We start from the raw sequence: 15,920 nt of genomic DNA, 5'->3' as shown, positions 1-15,920 counted from the left end.
TGGCGCCGGTTTCAGTTCCAGCGGTTTTTCTTCAGCCGCTGCGTTTGAGCTTGCCGGTGCGCTTGGCGTGGCGCTCGGCCAGGCCGAAGATCCACAGGCCCAGCGGTATCAGCGCCACCCCCATGCCCAGCAGGATCAGGATGTCGCCCCACAGGCTTTCCAGCCCGGCGCCGTCGAGCAGGGCGGCGCGGCTGGCCCGCAGGGTGTAGGTCGCCGGGCTGACGTAGGACAGCGGCCGCAGCCAGGCCGGCAGGACGTCGATCTCGTAGTAGACGCCGGAGACCAGCAGGATCAGCGCCTGGATGATGTGCGTCGCCTGGGCGCCCTTCTCCGGGCTGATCAGCGGCAGCACGGCGGCGATGATGCCCAACCCCATGAAGGCGAAGCTGGACGAGGCCAGCACGATCATGAAGGCGCCGATATTGGCTCCGGCCAGGGAGAGGTCGAAGAACAGCACCACCACGCCCAGCACGATGGCCGTGCGCAGCAGGCCGTAGACCGCGGCGAAGAAGCAGGTGCCGCCGAGGCGGGTCAGCCGGGTCACCGGGGCCATGAAGGTGTACTCGATGGTCCCTTCCCAGCGCTCCCAGGCCACGTCCTCGCTGACCACCTCGAAGAGTACCGACAGGTAACTCCAGAGCAGCGCCCCCACCACGAGGTAGAGCACCCGGTCCGCGCCGGGCTGACCGACGGCGATCAGGCCGATGGTCAGGGTGTTGACGATGGTGTAGGCCAGGAAGACGATCTCCCAGTTGATGTAACGTTTGACGAGGTTGAAGTTGCGTTCGACGAAGGCGTAGGAAGCCTTGGCCTCCCGGGCGAAACTATTCAGCAGGCGGGGGCGGGCTTTCTTGACGGTTGTCGGTTGCTTCTCGGACATCTCGGGCCTCCCTTCGGAGGTCAAAAAGGGCTGCAACGGGGACGGAGCCGCGAACGGACAAGCCGTCCCCGTCAGTTGCGGGTCGGTTATTCCTCCTCGGGCCGCCAACCGTGACCGGCGACCTTGAGGAAGACCTGCTCCAGGGTGGGCAGACTGCCGTTGTCGCGATGACGCTCGCGCAGCTCGGCGGCGGTGCCCGTCTCCAGGATCCGGCCGTCGTCCATGATGGCCAGACGGTCGCAGATCCGCTCGACCTCGTCCATGTCGTGGCTGGTCAACAGGACCGTGGCGTCATGGTCCCGTCGCAGCCGGCGGACGAAGGCCTGCACCTGGAGCTTGCTTTTGGGGTCCAGCCCCGTGGTGGGCTCGTCGAGGAGCAGCAGCACCGGCGAGGTCAATAGCGCCCGGGCGATGGCCACCTTCTGCTGCTGGCCCCGGGAGAGTTCCTGCATCGGTTCCCTGAATTTGTCCTTCGGGAAGTCGAGGCCGTCGAGGATGCGCTGCGCCTCCTCCTTGACGTCGGTTCGGCGGCCGCCGTAGAGCCGGGCGGCGTAGATCAGGTTCTCGTAGGGCGACAGCTTCTTGAAGAAGGCCGCGTCTACACTGACCCGATTGATCAGCCGCTTGACCCGGGGGGCCTCGTCGATGACGTCGAGGCCGAAGACCTCCATCCGTCCGCTGTCGGGGAACAGCAGGGTCGACAGGCAGCGCACCAGGGTGCTCTTGCCGGAGCCGTTGGGGCCGATGATGCCGAAGATCTCCCCCCGGCGGACCGTGAAATCGATGCCGTCCAGGGCGAGGACGACGCGTTTTCCGCCGTTCTTCTTCTTGCGGGCGAAGGCTCTCTTGAACTGCTTGGCCAGGCCGGTGCAGCGCACGGCGTATTCGTTCGTGGTAACCATGGTTGCTCCTTAAAGCGGAGGACGGCCTCCGTTGTCGTCTTGGTCGCGCTCCCCGGCCGGCGCCCGTCTCAGGCGTGATCCGGTCGGGGAAGGGTGGATTGGTGCCTGCGGCGCCGGGTCCAGACGGCCGCCGCGCGAACGCGGGGGCGGTTGATCAGGCGCAGACGCTCCCCGCGCCGCTCCGTGCGGATGATCCGTTCCATCTTCCCTCCTTAACGGTCGGTGTATTCTCAGATGCCGTAATCGTCGGCGGTATCGTTCTTCAGGCTGAAGCACAGCCAGGGCGGCTGGGGCTGGAAGCCGAGCTTGCGGTTGATGCTCAGCACGGCCTCGTTGCCGTCGGCGTTGAAGGTGTAGATCGCCGGGACGCCGTGTTCGCGGGCCCGGTCGACGCTGGCGTACTTCAGCGCCGTGGCCACGCCGCGACCGCGGTAGTCGGCCCGGGTGCCGGTGCAGTCGATCTCCGCCGCCGCATGGGGTCCGGCGTAACGGGCCAGGCTGGTCAAACCGATGAACTCGGCGGCGTCGAGGGCGATCAGCGTGGTGTCGATATCCCTGGCCGGGCTGTCCATCACCCGCCGCCAGCTCTCCAGGCTGCGCCGCTGGTACTCCAGGCTGCCCGGCATGTCGGCGGTGACGTCCTCGGTCAACCGCCAGAGCTTCTCCTCTTTATCGTCATCGCGGATCTCCCCGTAGCTCCGCAGCTCGAAGCCCTGACCGGTGAAGCGCTCGAGGGCCGCGTCGTAATCGGCGGGTCGCCGGTAGCGGCGGAGCTCCAGCCGCGAGGGCAGCTCGGTGTCGCAGAGCTCGAAGCCCAGAAGCTTGATCCAAGCCACGGCGGGCTTGCAGTCCGCCGAGGCGTCGACGAGCAGCTCGCTCCAGTCGAGGCGCTCGAGCTGGCGCAGCACCTGCTGCCACAGCCGGCGTCCGTAACCCCGGCGGCGCCGGGACGGATCGACCAGCAGGTCCAGCTGGTAGACCCCGCCCTTGACGCTCCAATCACAGGAATTGAGATCGGCCTCGGCGACGAGGGCGCCGTCGTGCTCACCGACGACGAAATAGCGATAGCCGGCGGCGGGTTGCCGGTTGTCCCAGTGGGCCAGCACCGCCGAACTGGTGGGGTACAGCGGTCGACAGCGGTTGATCAACCGGGTGCGGGCGGCCAGGTCCGCGGGTCGATAGTGCCTGATCAGCATGGTCACTCCCGTTAACAAACGAATAATGATGATTGTCCAGCGCGGGCGGTCCGTCGAGCCGCCGTTGGGGCGCGTAAAAAACCGCCGCCGAGGTTTCCCTCGACGGCGGCTTGGTATTTTGATGCCCTATATTCTAGGGTCCACTTCGCCGTCGAGGTACAGTGAGGGTGATGAAGTCACCGCCGAGGGGCGCATTAAGACGCACCCAGACACCGGCGCAGGCGTCGACGTACGGCCGGCGGGCCGTAGCGCTCATCACGCCTCCGTGGCTGTCGCGATAACGATTCACTCGCACCTCGTTCGGCTGCCGGGACTGCAAATAACCCGGCGTTCCAGTGTAGAATAATGGCGGTCGGTTCTACCCGCGTGTAACTGGTAGTAATATAGACGCCTCCGGGCGGGGTGTCAAGAACATTTTTCCAACACCCGGAATTCGACGGCCGGGCGCGCCCCGGCGGACCGTCACGGTTCATTGCAGGCCGAGTCGACCCGGCTATCGACCGGCTCGACCCGGCGCAAGAACCGCGCCGGTCCTCGACGATCCCCGGGGCTTGATACCGGACCCCCGCTGGGCTAAACTCGCCGCCGTGGAACAGTCCGTCGACAGGCGGTGGATGGAGCAGGCCCTCGGGGAGGCCCGGGCGGCGGCGGCGGCCGACGAGGCCCCCGTCGGCGCCGTGGTGGTTTGCGACGGCGTCCTGATCGCCCGAGGGCGCAACCGCATCGAGGAACTGGACGACGCCACGGCCCACGCCGAGCTCGAGGCCCTGCGCGCCGCGGCGCGGGAGTTGGGGCGGCGGCGCCTCTCCGGCTGCACCCTCTACGTCACCCTCGAGCCCTGCGCGATGTGCCTGGGGGCCTGCTATCTGGCGCGGATCGACCGTCTGGTCTACGGGGCGGCCTCGCCCAAGTTCGGCGCCCTGGGCTCCGTCGTCGAGCTGGGCGGCGTCGAGGGGCTCAATCACCGCCTGGAGATCACCGGCGGCATCCTCGCCGAAGCCGCCGAGGAGCTGTTGAAAACTTTCTTCCGGAGCTTGCGTGGGACTGAGCGCTGACAAGCCCGCCGCCCTGGCCGCGGCCCACGAGGTCTGGGTCGACGACTACCGGATCAACTCCTGGGAGACCGACGCCCGCCGCCGGGCGCCGGCGCCCCACCTCTGCCGGCTGATGCAGGAGACCGCCTGGGGCCACGCCGAGCACCTGCGGATGGGAACGCGCGACTTCACCCGCCAGGGGCTGGCCTGGGTGCTCAGCCGCTTCACTATGCGCCTCGTCCGCCGGCCGCGCTGGCGCGAGACCCTCCGCGTCTACACCAGCGTCCCCGCCCGCGAGAAGCTCTACTTCCACCGCGATTTTTTCCTGACCGATCGCAAGGGTGGCGAACTGGCTCGGGCGAGTTCACTGTGGTTCGCCATCGACGCCGCCCGACGACGGCCCCGCCGCACCGAGTCCTACGCCGAGCACGTCGTCGTCGCCGAATACGCCGACCTCCTCGGCCCGCCGGAGAAGCTCGAGCCCCCCGCCGCGGGCGAACCCACCGCCAGCTTCCGCGTGCGCTACCACGATCTGGACTTGAACGGCCATCTGACCAGCTCGCGCTATCTGGACTGGGTGCTGGACTCCTTCCCCGGCGACCGGCATCGGGATCACGAACTGCGCGGGTTGACGGTCAACTACCTGGCCGAGGCCCTGCTGGACGAGGAGCTGCGGGTCTTCACCGCCGACCTCGGCGCGGGTCGTTACCTGAGCGCACTGAAAAAGACGCCCGACGGCCCGGACGCCTGCGTGGTCAGCACGGAGTGGAGCTAGGGGGCGAGCAGCAACTGCGGCGAGTGTTTCCGTAAGGTTTCCGGCATGGCGCTGTAGGTCCGACCGTCGAGCAGGCGGCCGGACTTTTTCTTGTTTGTCCCGCCCCACTGCTTGAAGAAGAAGGCCGCCCCGGCGGCTGCGCACTTCTCCCGCACCTGGTAGACCCATTCCTTGCGCAACACGCGGGCCCCCGGCCCCGACTCGCCGCCGACGATGACCCAGTCGATGCCCTCCAGGTTCAATTCGTCCACCGGACCCAGCAGGGGCTCCAGGCTGAGAAAGCGCACTCGCGCCGGAACCCGCCTCAGGTGGGCAACTCGCTGCAGATAATCCGCCGCCTCAACGGTGACCCCCATCCAGATATTGTCCGGCCAATCGAGCCCTGGCGCCAGCTCCGCCAGCCGCGCGGCGCGCTTGGTCAGCACCTGGTAGACGTGGCGCTCCGTCCGGGCCATGACGTCGAAAACCCGCTCGATAAACTCGAAAGGAACCTGTTCGTGGAACAGGTCGCCCATGGAGCAGGTGAAGATCAGGTGGGGTTTCTTCCAGGCAAAGGGTCGTTCGAGTTCGTCTTCGTGGAGGGTCACCGCGAAGCCGTTGCGATACTTGGCCTGGCCCATGGCCCGCAGACGCTTGGCCAGGCGCTCGGCGTAGCAGTGATCGCAGCCCCGGCTGATCCTCGTGCAGCCGGTGACCGGGTTCCAGGTGGAGGAGGTCCACTCGATGGGAGTATTAATGGCCATATCTATCTTGGTTTACGAAAGATGTCTTTTACAATTTTACCTGCGATATTAACCTGCGAAGCAAAGTATAAATAGTAAATAATTGAACCACGTTTTGTTTTCATTGGCTTCGGCTTTGGTACAAAAATAATCAGCAATATTTATTAATCTATTACGAAACTCATTTAATATCGCCTCGGTCTTCTTTTTCACTTTATGCTTTTCCCCATTAAATGTTAGCTGTGAATTATCATATGAAACATCGAGCCACGATGAATCACCCCAGGCTCTATTCATTCTTTCAATTTTATCCTCAGGTAAACGATCCGGATTCGCCCATAATGCATTTCTTTGTATATCCATGACGGGAAAATGGATAAATAATTCTATTGATTTTTGTTTTCCTGCTAATTTTATTACATCCCACTTTATATGCAATCCATATGAGTCTAATATGCAAAGAGCACGCTGTTTAGCATTATAGCTTATTTTTGGAAAGATTTCTCTTAAATGACAATTACAATCCCCCTCTTTAAATACAACATCGTTTCTACTTCCAATTTATATTTTAAGATGACTTATCTTATCACCATCTAAATCTATAAACAAGAAGCGATTAAAGGAAGGAATAATATCTAATGCATTTAGAGGACTACCATTTACAAATTCACCGTCACAACGCTTCTTATGCATTCCAGCGCCAGCAAATGCATCAATATAATATTTCTTAAAACCCTTTTTGTTTAATATAGTTGTATATGCATGAGCATATTCCTTTATGATATCGTGCTTGATGAGAGTCCAATCATTTACCTCATCAAACTCAAACATCTAAACCACCTCCTTATTTGACTATACGAAATCCCCCTGACATCAAAACTCCCAATAGATCGAGAAGTGGAATTCGGCGTCCTCGAAGTCGCGGCCGTTCCAGGGCCAGGCCCAGTCGAAGCGCAGCGGCAGCCCCAGGGAGGCCCAGCGCAACCCCAGCCCCATCGAGGCCTTGAGGTCGACGAAGTGGAACTCGGGATCCTCGGTCCACAGCTCGAGCTTGGAGAAGTCGAGCTCGCCGTCGACATTGTCCCAGGCCAGTCCAGCGTCGAAGAAGGCCACGCCGCGGAAGTTGCCCAGGATGAAACCGGGAAGGAAGCCGAAGTCGATGCGGTCGATGACGGGCAGGCGGAACTCGAGGTTGGTGAAGGCGACGTTGTTGCCGACGAACTCGGTGTAGCCGTAGCCGCGCAGGTCGAGGGCGCCGCCGAGATATTCGACGGGGTCGAAGGGCTCGCCGCCGAAGTTGAAGCTGCTGTAGAGGCGCCAGGCGAAGCCGGAGGTCTGGAACAGCAACAGGTAGGCGCGCAGGTCGAGGGTCAGGCGGTTGTACTCCCAGTCGGAGCCCAGCAGGGCCAGGGGTCGCTGGTAGCCGAGGTTGAGGCGCAGTCCCTTGATGGGGAAGTAATAGTACCACTCGGTGTCGTCGTAGACGAGGTTGACCCCGGGACCGATGACGCTCATGTAGTCCTCGTAGGTCGAGCCGTCGAAGTAGTAGTACTTGCGGCCCTGCTCGTAGCCGGTGAGGTTGGCGTCGACGCGCCAGCTCTGTGACAGGGGATAGCTGACGGTCAGTTGGCCGCCGGATAGGCGCTCCCAGAAGTAGCCGTCGGCGAAGAGGTAGTACTCCTTCCAGGTGAAGCCGCGCACGCCGTAGGTCGGGCGGTACTTGAGCCAGTAGTAGGCGGCGTCGAGATCGAGATCCTCGATGGTCGCGACGTCGGTCAGACCGAACTTGACGAACAGGCGGTGGTCGCCGAGGGTGTCGGAGCCGGTGACGTAGCCCACGGCGCGGAAGGCCCCGCCGGTGGTGTACTCGGCCTGGGCGCTACCGCCCTCCAGCTTCAGGTCGTACTCCCAGGGCTGGATGGAGCCGATCTTGGTCAGGTCGCCGACCTCATAGCCGCTGCGGATCGGCGGCCCTTCGCTCTCGAGGGTCAGCTCGTCCAGGGCGGTGTCGTAAACCTCGTCGACGGAGCGGTCGAGGTCCATCACGTGGACCTGGAAGGTCATCTCCTTGTAGGCGTTGAAGACCAGCTTCCCACCGTCGGCGGAGACGTCGGGGTTGAAGATGTCGCGCAGGGAGTCGGTCAGTTGGGTGATCGCGCCGTCACGGCGGTCGTAACAAAAGATGTTCGAGGGGCCGACGCGGTCGGAGCTGAAGGCCAGACGCTCGCCGTCGGGGTAGTAGTCGGGATAGCGGTCCTCGTTGGGCCCGGCGGTCAGCACGGTGATCTCGCCGGAATCGAGCTCCATCTCGGCCAGGTGGGTGCCGTCTTCTTCCTCGAGGGTGAAGGCCAGGCGTTCGCCGTCGGGTGAGGCGACGGGGTGGGCCTCGAGGTAGGGGCTCTCGGTCAGCCGGGTCAGCTCACCGCCGGCGGTGTCCAGGCGGAAGAGGTCGACGTAGCCGCGTAGCTGGGCGGTCAGGTAGAGGTGGCGACCGTCGGCGGAGTAGCAGAGCCCGCTGATGTCGTCGAGCTCCAGCCCGCCGAACTCACGGTAGATGTCGCCGCTGACGACGTCGACGAGGTAGATACCCTGCCAGACGTCCTCGGTGGCCACCAGGGCCAGGCTGTCACCATCGGGGGAGAAGGCCAGGGTGCGCCCCTCCGTGGAGAGGTAGTCGAAGTCGCCGGAACGGGTCAGCCGGTCGAAGACCCTGCCCTCGTGGGAGTCGATCAGGTAGACGTGGGCTCCGCGGTCGAGGTTGGAGACCACGGCCACCAGGTCGCCGGAGGGGGAGAAGCGCGGCCCGAGGTAGCTCTTGTACTCGTCCCCGGCGTCGGTGATGCGGGTGCTGAAATCCTCGGGGCGACGCCCCTCGACGAGGTCGACCCAATAGCGTCGCTTGAGGTGGATGATCCACTCGTCGGTGAACTCGTCGAGGTCCTTGTCGATGACCTGCTCGAGGGCCTGCGAGACATCGCGGGCGGGATCGGCGGCCACGGCCCGGATCAGCTCGGGCAGGGCGTCCCCGCCGTAGCGCTCGACGAAAAAGTCGACGGCGCTGTGACCCTCCTTGTAAGCCAGGTAGAGCAGGTAGCCGGGGATGTAGGAACCGACGGCGAACTGCTTCAACGGCACGATGTTGTCGGAGAGCACGGCGTCGCGCAACACCATCCGGGCGTCGGTGTCCCACTGACGGGCCTCGTGGGAGGCCAGGCCCTCCATGAACCAGAAGTCCGGCGTACCGATCTCCGAGGTCAGCAGCTCGCCGGCCAGATCGCGATAGAAGCTGTAGAAGTTGAAAACGTGGGTCAGCTCGTGAACGATGACCTCGTACATCAACGGCTGGGAGCCCTCGAAGGGGATGACGATCCGGTTGCGCACCGGCTCCGAGAAACCACCGACGCCCTGGGGCAGGAAGCTCAGGGTGATGTTGGTCTGGCGAAAGTCGCGCTGGGAGTTATAGAGGATGAAGGGGATGCGATGGGTGGGCTCGTTGCCCAGATCGTTCTTGAGCTTCTTCCAGGCCGACTCGGCCATCTCGGCCACACCGCCGACGACCTCGGCCCCCTCGCCGTAGTAGTAGACGTCGAAGTGCTCGGTGGACAGGATCTGCCAGTCCATCTCGACATCGCGCACCTTGTTGATGCCGAAGGCGCCGTACTGGGCGGCGGCGCCCAGGCACAGCAGCAGGACGAGAAATACGCTGGTTCGGGATCGTTTCACGGTTTCCTCGCGGGGTCCGCCGTGCGGTTTCCCGGTCGACGGCGGCGGGGCGGTACGACGGGCGAGACCCTTCACTGGAGACTGCTGAAGAAGGGCGGGGTCCGGCGGCTGAACCGGCACGGTTTTTGCATCTCGGCGCCCGTCGAAGCGGAAGAGCGGTTGCGCCTCCGCAAAAACCGTGCCGGTTCAGCCGCCTAGACGTTTTCGAGCCTTACGCAACGGTGCAAGCGGTAAGGAAAAGGGTCTCGCCCGGGGTCGGGCTTAGGTGAGTGGTTCTCAGGGGATGATGTAGCGGAACTCTTCGACCAGGTGTGTCTGCAGACCGTCCCGCACCTCGCGGACCAGCTCGTTGACCAGGTTGGTGTAGATGGACATCAACTCGGAGCGTCCTGGCGGTGTGCGGCTGCGCAGCTCCCGGGTGGTCTGGACGTCGCCGGTCTTCTTCCAGACCTGGTCGCCGGTGGCGGCGTCGTAGCCGCGCAGGGTGACCGAGAGGACGTAGGTTTCCTCGTTCTGGCGCTGGGTGGCCTCCTCGGAGCGACCGAAGAGCATCGAGGGGCTGTCGTCCTCGGTGACGTCGTAGCTTTCGGCGAGGCGTTCCGAGTAATCCAGGCTGCCGTAGCGGCTGAAGGTCACCTCGCCGGTGACGACGAGCTCGGCGCCGGTCAGCTCGCCCAGGCGGATAAGCTGGTCGACGTCGAGGGGGTCGAAGTCGCCGATTTCCTCGAGGGCCCGTTGGAGGCGGTTCTCGGGCAGGATCTCGAAGTCGCCGATCTCGCCGAGGGCTTCGCGCAGCCGCCGGGCGGTGATCTCACCCAACTCGAGTTCGCCCCGATAGTCGAGGTCCAGCAGGACCAGGCGGCCGTAGCGCTCGGGGTTGACCTCGCTCTCGGCGCGGCGGCGCAGCATCACCCGGGTGCCCGAGGCGTAGCAGCCGAGGAGCAGCGCGAGGGCACACAGCAGGTAGCTGAGGCGTCTAGTCGCCATTGGTCTCCCCTCCGGCGTCGCCGGCCGGTTCGTCTTCCCCGTCGTCGAGCAGGCCGGGGTGGGCGTCGCTGAAAGCCAGCAGGTTGTCGCGGATGGTCTCGTTGCCGGGTTCGAGGTCCAGGGCCCGGCGGTAGAGGCGGCGTGCCTCGTTGTAGTTACCGAGGGCCTCGGCGGCCACGGCCAGATTGTTGAGCAACTCGGCGTCGCCGGGCTGCAGCTCGAGGGCCTGTTGCCAGCGCAGCTCGGCCTCGCGCCACAGGCCCCGCCGGGCGGCCTCGGCGGCGAAGGCCCGGTAGTCGGCGGCGTCGGCGCGGGCGGCGCAGCCCGTAGAACCCGCAACGAGCGCCGCCAGCAGCAGCATGGTAGCTAGGAATCTCACTTGTCGCCTTTCACCAGTTGCTCCTCTTCGACCTCGACACTGTCGCCGGAGTCGAGCTTGACGACGACGCTGGCCTTGAGGGGCTCGGCGCGTATCAGGCGGCCCTGACGGCCGTCCGTCAGACTCACCCGGCTGCCCATCCGCGGCAGCCGTCGCTTGAACTCGACGTAGAACTCGTGCTCGTAGGCCAGACAGCACATCAACCGGCCGCAGAGGCCGGAGATGCGGCTGGGATTGAGGACCAGGTCCTGCTGCTTGGCCATCTTGATGGTCACCGGATCGAACCCGCTCAGCCAGGTGGCGCAGCACAGCTCGCGCCCGCAGGTGGCGAAGCCTCCCAGACGGCGGGCCTCGTCGCGCACACCGATCTGGCGCATCTCGATCCGCGTACCCAGGCGTCGGGCCAGCATGGCCACCAGGCGCCGGTAATCGACCTTCTGCGGCGTAGTGAAGAAGAAGGTCACCAACTCGCCGTCGACCTCGGCGGAGACGTCGACCAGCTTGAGGGGCAGCCGGCCGACGAGCTCGGCGAACAGCCGGCGGGCGCGGCGCTCGAGGTGGGCGGCGTGGGCCATCCGGCAGTAGTCGTCGCCACGGATGCGTCCCACCACCCGGCAGGGCAGGTGGAAGCGGCTTTTCTCGTCGATGGGGAAGTCGACCCGGCTGACCTCGCAGAAGCGCTCCCGGGCGTTGAAAACGACCCGATAGCCGTCGCCGACCTGGACCTCGGCGTCGAGGCAGCAGCCCACCAGGCGCAGGTGCTCCTCGCGCAGGCGGAACTCCAGATAACGGGGCTGGCAGTCGGTGTCAGGCATCGATCACCCGGCAAGTTGTACCCTTAATACACTGAAAAAAGTGGTAATTAGTTTCACCAAACTGCGGCAACCGGGGCATCAGCCTCGGGGAGCGCTCAGGGCCAGGGCGCTCAGCGCGGTTTCGGCGGCCAGGCGGGTGTTGACGTTGGCGGCGATCAGGCGCGCGGTGCGCTCCAGCTCACGACCGGCGGCGGCGAACCAGGCGGCGCAGGCGGAGCCCTCCGCGCGGGCCGCGGCGTGATCCTCGGCGGCCCGCCGGGCCAGCTCATCGAACAGCTCGCGGCTGCGCGCCCGGTCGGGCAGCTCGGCGCAGGCCGCCGTCAGCTTGACCAGCTCGCCCCGGCGCACTGAAGCCCACAACCCGTCGACCAGACCGAGGAGCTCGTCGTCGGCGGCCAGGGAACGGGCCCGGGCCAGGGAGCCGTCGGCCCGACCGGCCAACAGCCGCGCCCGCTCATCCTCCACCCCCTCGGCGATCAGCAGCTCGGCGATCAGCTCCCGGGGCAGGGCCCGGCAGCCGATCAACTGGCAGCGGCTGACGATGGTCTCCAGCAGGGCCTCCGTCGAATCCGTCGTCAGCAACAACACCGCCGCCGCCGGCGGGGCCTCCAGGGTCTTGAGCAGGGCGTTCTGGGCCTCGACGGTCAACCGCTCGGCCCGCGGGACGAGGACGGTCCGCCGCCGCCCCTCGACGGGCTTGCGCGACAGATAGAGGATCAGCTCACGCACCTCTTCGATCTTGAGGACGGCCTCCGTCGAGTCCAGGGCGCGATAATCGGCGTAGTTGCCCGAATCGAAGCGCCGGCAGGGTCCGCAGTCGCCGCAGCCCGTACCATCGGCGCAGGCCAGGGCCCGGGCGAAATCCCGCGCCAGGGCGGCCTTGCCCACCCCGGCGGGACCGTGAAGGAGGTAGGCGTGACCCAGCCGTCCCGCCGCGACGGCGCGGCCCAGCAGGGCGGCGGCGGTCTCCTGGCCGCGGACGCTGGTGCGGAAGGTGCTCATCGATCCTCCCCGTCGAGCAGTCGCCGGACCCGCCCGCTGACGGCGGCGGCGACGGCGGCGGGCGGACGAGCGGCGTCGACGATCAGCCAGCGCTCCGGCTCCCGCCGGGCCAGCTCCAGATAGCCCCGCCGCACCCGCTCGAGGAAATCCCGCCGCCGACTCTCGATGGCGTCGTGGCGCTTGCCGGCGGAGTTGACCCGCCGCAGGCCCCGCGCCGGTTCCAGGTCCAGCAGGATCACCAGATCGGGCTCCAGCCCGCCCGTGGCCAGCCGCAGCGCGTCCTCGACAAGCCCGCGCTCCAGCTCCAAACCCCAACCCTGGTAGGCGCGGGTGGAATCGCTGAAGCGATCGATCAAGACCACGGCGCCCGCCTCCAGGGCCGGGCGGATACGCTCGGCCACCAGCTCGGCCCGGGCCACCTGGAACAGCAACAGCTCGGCCCGGGGGCTGCGCTCGAGTTCGGCGTCGAGGAGCAGCTCGCGCACCCGCTCGCCGAGGGGCGTGCCGCCGGGCTCGCGCAGGGTGACGACGTCGCGTCCGGCGCCGCGCAGCTCGGCCGCCAGCCCCTCGACGTGGCTGCTCTTGCCGGCGCCGTCGACGCCCTCGAAGCTGATCAACAGCCCCCGCGGGGCTGGCTCTTCCCTGGACATGGCCTGCTCGATCACCAGAAGGGGCTGAAGAAACCAAGACTGAAAACGACGTAATCCAAGTCATCGTTGCGCTGCCAGAGCGCGTCGACGTAAACACCCAGCAAGCCGCCGAATCCGAACTCCAAGCCGCCGCCGTAGTTCACCAACCAGTCGATGGCCCGCTCGCCGCCCCCGTCGAGGATCATCCCGCCGCCCAGGCTCAGATACGGCGTCAGACGCCAGGGCAACCGCAGCCGGGTCTGCAGATACAGGGGGGCCAGGGAGCGACCGCCGGGGGCGGCGTAATCCAGACACAGAGCCAAATCCGCCATCGGGAACAGCACCCCGGCGAAGCGTAACCCGCCGGTGAAGGCGCCGGGATAGTCCTCGTCGCCGACGCTGAAGGCGTCCTGGTAACCCAGCTTGCCGCCCCAGGTAAAGTGGGGTTCATCGAACAACCAGCTCGCGGGGTTCATGGCGCTCGCCGCGGTCACGGCGAGCAAGACGAAGAACAACAGACGACGCATCACCGACCTTCCCTGGTAATCCTGCACAATCGAACATGACACCCCGCCTCCAGCTCAACGAGCCGCTGGATCGCAGGAGCGCAACGACAGGCGACACGAACCAAAACCATTGTAGCATACGCCGGCCCGCGGCATCTTCGCCCGACAGGCCCGCGACGGAGCCGCTCAATGAAGAAAAGGGATCATCACAGAAGACGAACATCAGCTATTGCAGTTGGGATCTTACAGCGGCGTGAACGGGTCTGTCATCCCGCCACCGACGAGGGGAACAATGTGGCGGGGAAGAGCGGGTCGGGGGAGCGGCACACCGACCGTCCGAGATGCAGCTAGCGCTAACACTACCGCCGCGCCGTCGCTCGCCGGGCCGCGCTCGACCCGACCAGCTACACCGATACGCCGACGGCCGGCGGGCCCATAAGAAACCGTCGCTCAACGGCATCCACCACAGGCGCACCGACAACCAACAGGATTTCGCTGATGACGGACACATATCAACGGCCTCGAGCACTTCCGGGGCGGCGCCAACAGCCTTAAAGCCTACCACGGCGGCTTCAAGCGTAACTGCAGGCTCGTTATCCGTGAAAGGTCATTGCGCTTCAACCCTCGAGACGCCGAAAACGTCTATACATTCTCAGGAGTGGACTGCGCGCTTGTTGATAATCGGGTGGTAATCCCATCAAGAAAAGGGACGCCCCCGCCCGGAATCCCCGGCCCCCATACGACAAACCCCCGCCCCCATCCTGAAGGCCGGATAAACCGCAACGACCCCACCAAACCAGACCCTCGACCGCCTGATACACAAATTGGCTTGCCAAACTACAACGGATAAACTATTCTAGTATTGGAAGTAGAAGATATTATCATCTCTCGCTCAACCCCCGGCCCCGCCGACAACCGCCGAACTCAGCCAAAAAACCATGCCCCCAAGGAAAGGATTCCGCCATGGCACGACCCGTCGGACCAACCCTGGCCGAGGATTGCCGCTACCTCCTGGCCGAACTCATCCGTCAGGGCTACACCCTGGACGAGATAGCCGAGGGCTGCCGCGACGACGTGGAACTGATCCGCAACGTCTGGCTCTCCAACGGCTACCACGAACTCGGCGAACGGCTCTACCTGGACCTCGATTCCCTCGTCCGCCACAACCACTTCCTGCCCAAGATCCGCAAACTCATCCACGACGGTCAGCACCTGCAACAGAAAATGGGCGAAGCCGTCTGGGCCGATCCAACCCAACGCGAAGAGTGGCTCAAACAGCAAGCCGAGTGAATGAGCACCAACCGGAACCTCCATCATCGGCCAGTCGATCGATGTCGCCGGGCTGACGAGCAGACCCGACTTGCAAACCACCGGCCGGTTTCCTAACATTGAGGCGAAGCTGCCGACGACCTCACCGCAAACCGACGGCTTGTTCGAGTCGATATAAGGAGGACCACCGTGGCCGAGATCCGGGAGGACAAGTCCACTAGTTCGGAGAACTGCCGCTACTTCATCGCCGCCCTGCTCAGGCGCGGTTACACTATCCGGAAGATCGCCAAGTTGTCCGATCTCAAGCTGTCGAAGATCCGCACAATCTGGCAAACCAACACCTACAACCCCACGGCCCACGAACTCAATCTGGAGTTCAACACCCTGGCCGAGCGCAACGACGATCTGCCCCGCTATGTCGAACTCCTCGAAGAGGGTAAACGGATCGCCGAAGAGATGCCCGAGGACACCTGGCTGACCTTCCGCAACCGGGAGCAGTGGATCAAGGAGCATTCCTAAACACACCGGGCTGACCGGGTAGTTGCACCCTTAGGGAACGGCGTTCGTTATTCGCTAACGATCGCCGTTTCCTTGTCACGCACGCAGATACCGGACACCACCGCCCTTGTCAGTCTTGCGGAACCGGTGTAAGATAACGAGGTTGACGGTCGCAGCCATACCCTACGCGCCGGTAAAACGACGCCAACGTCTGGAAATACGACGATGACCTCGATGGACTCCAGCCGGCAATGCCGGTTGTACCTCGCGGCCCTGCTGGCCCGGGGCTTCAGCATCAGGGAACTGGCGCGCGGACTCCACGTCGGCCGCCGGCTGCTCAAGCGGGTGTGGTTTTCCCTGGACTACCTGCCCCAGACCGCCGGCATCAATAGCGAGCTGGGCGGCTTCATCGCCGCCCATCCGGGCCTGCCCACGCCCAGGGAGCTGAGCGAGGAAGGGCTGGCCCTCGAGCGGCGGATGGGGTCCGCCGTCTGGGGCGACCCGGACCAGCGCGACGCCTGGATCGCCGCCAATTCCGCCTGAGAAATCCAGCCGACGGTTCGGGTCGGCCTAACAACCGGCCCGCCCGTCGTATCGACGACG

General features: G+C 64.9%; 18 protein-coding genes. 5 read left to right on the top strand and 13 right to left on the bottom strand.

Annotated features, from left to right (window positions below; all coding sequences use genetic code 11):
• Positions 1-31 precede the first annotated feature (31 nt).
• The 3 genes from GF399_12945 to GF399_12935 form a co-directional block, all read right to left on the bottom strand.
• On the bottom strand, positions 32-880 hold the full coding sequence (locus GF399_12945) for an ABC transporter permease (protein MBD3401222.1): 849 nt from the start codon (positions 878-880) through the stop codon (positions 32-34).
• Positions 881-966: 86 nt separating this feature from the next.
• Positions 967-1,782 carry an ATP-binding cassette domain-containing protein gene (locus GF399_12940; protein MBD3401221.1) on the bottom strand — a complete coding sequence of 272 codons (816 nt, stop codon included), beginning with the start codon at positions 1,780-1,782 and terminating at the stop codon, positions 967-969.
• Between the two features lie 230 nt (positions 1,783-2,012).
• Positions 2,013-2,978 (bottom strand): GNAT family N-acetyltransferase, encoded by a 966-nt coding sequence (locus GF399_12935; protein MBD3401220.1) that lies wholly within the window; start codon positions 2,976-2,978, stop codon positions 2,013-2,015.
• A gap of 614 nt (positions 2,979-3,592) precedes the next feature.
• Here GF399_12935 and GF399_12930 point away from each other — a divergent pair.
• Both GF399_12930 and GF399_12925 read left to right on the top strand, forming a co-directional pair.
• Positions 3,593-4,033: a tRNA-specific adenosine deaminase gene (locus GF399_12930; protein ID MBD3401219.1), complete on the top strand. Its 441-nt coding sequence runs from the start codon at positions 3,593-3,595 to the stop codon at positions 4,031-4,033.
• Positions 4,017-4,787, top strand: coding sequence for a hypothetical protein (locus GF399_12925; GenBank protein MBD3401218.1), 771 nt, complete (start codon positions 4,017-4,019; stop codon positions 4,785-4,787). Before GF399_12930 ends, GF399_12925 begins: the two co-directional genes overlap by 17 nt.
• On the opposite strand, the gene GF399_12920 is transcribed toward GF399_12925, so the two are convergent.
• The 10 genes from GF399_12920 to GF399_12875 all read right to left on the bottom strand — a co-directional run bounded on the left by GF399_12920 (position 4,784) and on the right by GF399_12875 (position 13,571).
• A complete protein-coding gene (locus GF399_12920) occupies positions 4,784-5,530 on the bottom strand; it encodes a DUF5131 family protein (protein ID MBD3401217.1) in 747 nt (248 codons plus the stop codon). The genes GF399_12925 and GF399_12920 overlap by 4 nt on opposite strands.
• A gap of 48 nt (positions 5,531-5,578) precedes the next feature.
• The gene (tcmP, locus tag GF399_12915; protein ID MBD3401216.1) at positions 5,579-6,070 is read right to left on the bottom strand and encodes a three-Cys-motif partner protein TcmP; all 492 of its coding nucleotides are present in this window, start codon (positions 6,068-6,070) and stop codon (positions 5,579-5,581) included.
• Complete coding sequence (tcmP, locus tag GF399_12910; GenBank protein ID MBD3401215.1) at positions 6,071-6,340, bottom strand: three-Cys-motif partner protein TcmP; 270 nt, start codon at positions 6,338-6,340, stop codon at positions 6,071-6,073.
• Between the two features lie 42 nt (positions 6,341-6,382).
• Entirely contained in the window at positions 6,383-9,232 is a 2,850-nt protein-coding gene (locus GF399_12905; protein ID MBD3401214.1) for a BamA/TamA family outer membrane protein, read from the bottom strand.
• Positions 9,233-9,508: 276 nt separating this feature from the next.
• The gene (locus GF399_12900; GenBank protein ID MBD3401213.1) at positions 9,509-10,219 is read right to left on the bottom strand and encodes a hypothetical protein; all 711 of its coding nucleotides are present in this window, start codon (positions 10,217-10,219) and stop codon (positions 9,509-9,511) included.
• On the bottom strand, positions 10,209-10,598 hold the full coding sequence (locus tag GF399_12895; GenBank protein ID MBD3401212.1) for a tetratricopeptide repeat protein: 390 nt from the start codon (positions 10,596-10,598) through the stop codon (positions 10,209-10,211). The genes GF399_12900 and GF399_12895 overlap by 11 nt, the downstream gene beginning before the upstream one ends.
• Positions 10,595-11,413, bottom strand: a complete 819-nt coding sequence (locus GF399_12890) for a stage 0 sporulation protein (protein ID MBD3401211.1) — start codon at positions 11,411-11,413, stop codon at positions 10,595-10,597. The genes GF399_12895 and GF399_12890 overlap by 4 nt, the downstream gene beginning before the upstream one ends.
• Positions 11,414-11,491: 78 nt before the next feature.
• Entirely contained in the window at positions 11,492-12,415 is a 924-nt protein-coding gene (locus GF399_12885) for a DNA polymerase III subunit delta' (protein MBD3401210.1), read from the bottom strand.
• The gene (gene tmk, locus GF399_12880; GenBank protein ID MBD3401209.1) at positions 12,412-13,065 is read right to left on the bottom strand and encodes a dTMP kinase; all 654 of its coding nucleotides are present in this window, start codon (positions 13,063-13,065) and stop codon (positions 12,412-12,414) included. The genes GF399_12885 and tmk overlap by 4 nt, the downstream gene beginning before the upstream one ends.
• An 11-nt stretch (positions 13,066-13,076) precedes the next feature.
• A complete protein-coding gene (locus GF399_12875) occupies positions 13,077-13,571 on the bottom strand; it encodes a hypothetical protein (GenBank protein ID MBD3401208.1) in 495 nt (164 codons plus the stop codon).
• 942 nt (positions 13,572-14,513) lie between these two features.
• Between GF399_12875 and GF399_12870 the strand changes: the two genes are divergently transcribed.
• From GF399_12870 to GF399_12860, 3 genes are all read left to right on the top strand, one after another.
• Positions 14,514-14,840 (top strand): hypothetical protein, encoded by a 327-nt coding sequence (locus GF399_12870; protein ID MBD3401207.1) that lies wholly within the window; start codon positions 14,514-14,516, stop codon positions 14,838-14,840.
• Between the two features lie 168 nt (positions 14,841-15,008).
• Entirely contained in the window at positions 15,009-15,338 is a 330-nt protein-coding gene (locus GF399_12865; protein ID MBD3401206.1) for a hypothetical protein, read from the top strand.
• Positions 15,339-15,542: 204 nt separating this feature from the next.
• Positions 15,543-15,860, top strand: a complete 318-nt coding sequence (locus GF399_12860) for a hypothetical protein (protein ID MBD3401205.1) — start codon at positions 15,543-15,545, stop codon at positions 15,858-15,860.
• Positions 15,861-15,920: the final 60 nt, after the last annotated feature.

It is taken from the genome of Candidatus Coatesbacteria bacterium (assembly GCA_014728225.1).
Taxonomy (GTDB): domain Bacteria; phylum RBG-13-66-14; class RBG-13-66-14; order RBG-13-66-14; family RBG-13-66-14; genus WJLX01.
This window is presented reverse-complemented; position numbering and strand designations above follow the sequence as displayed.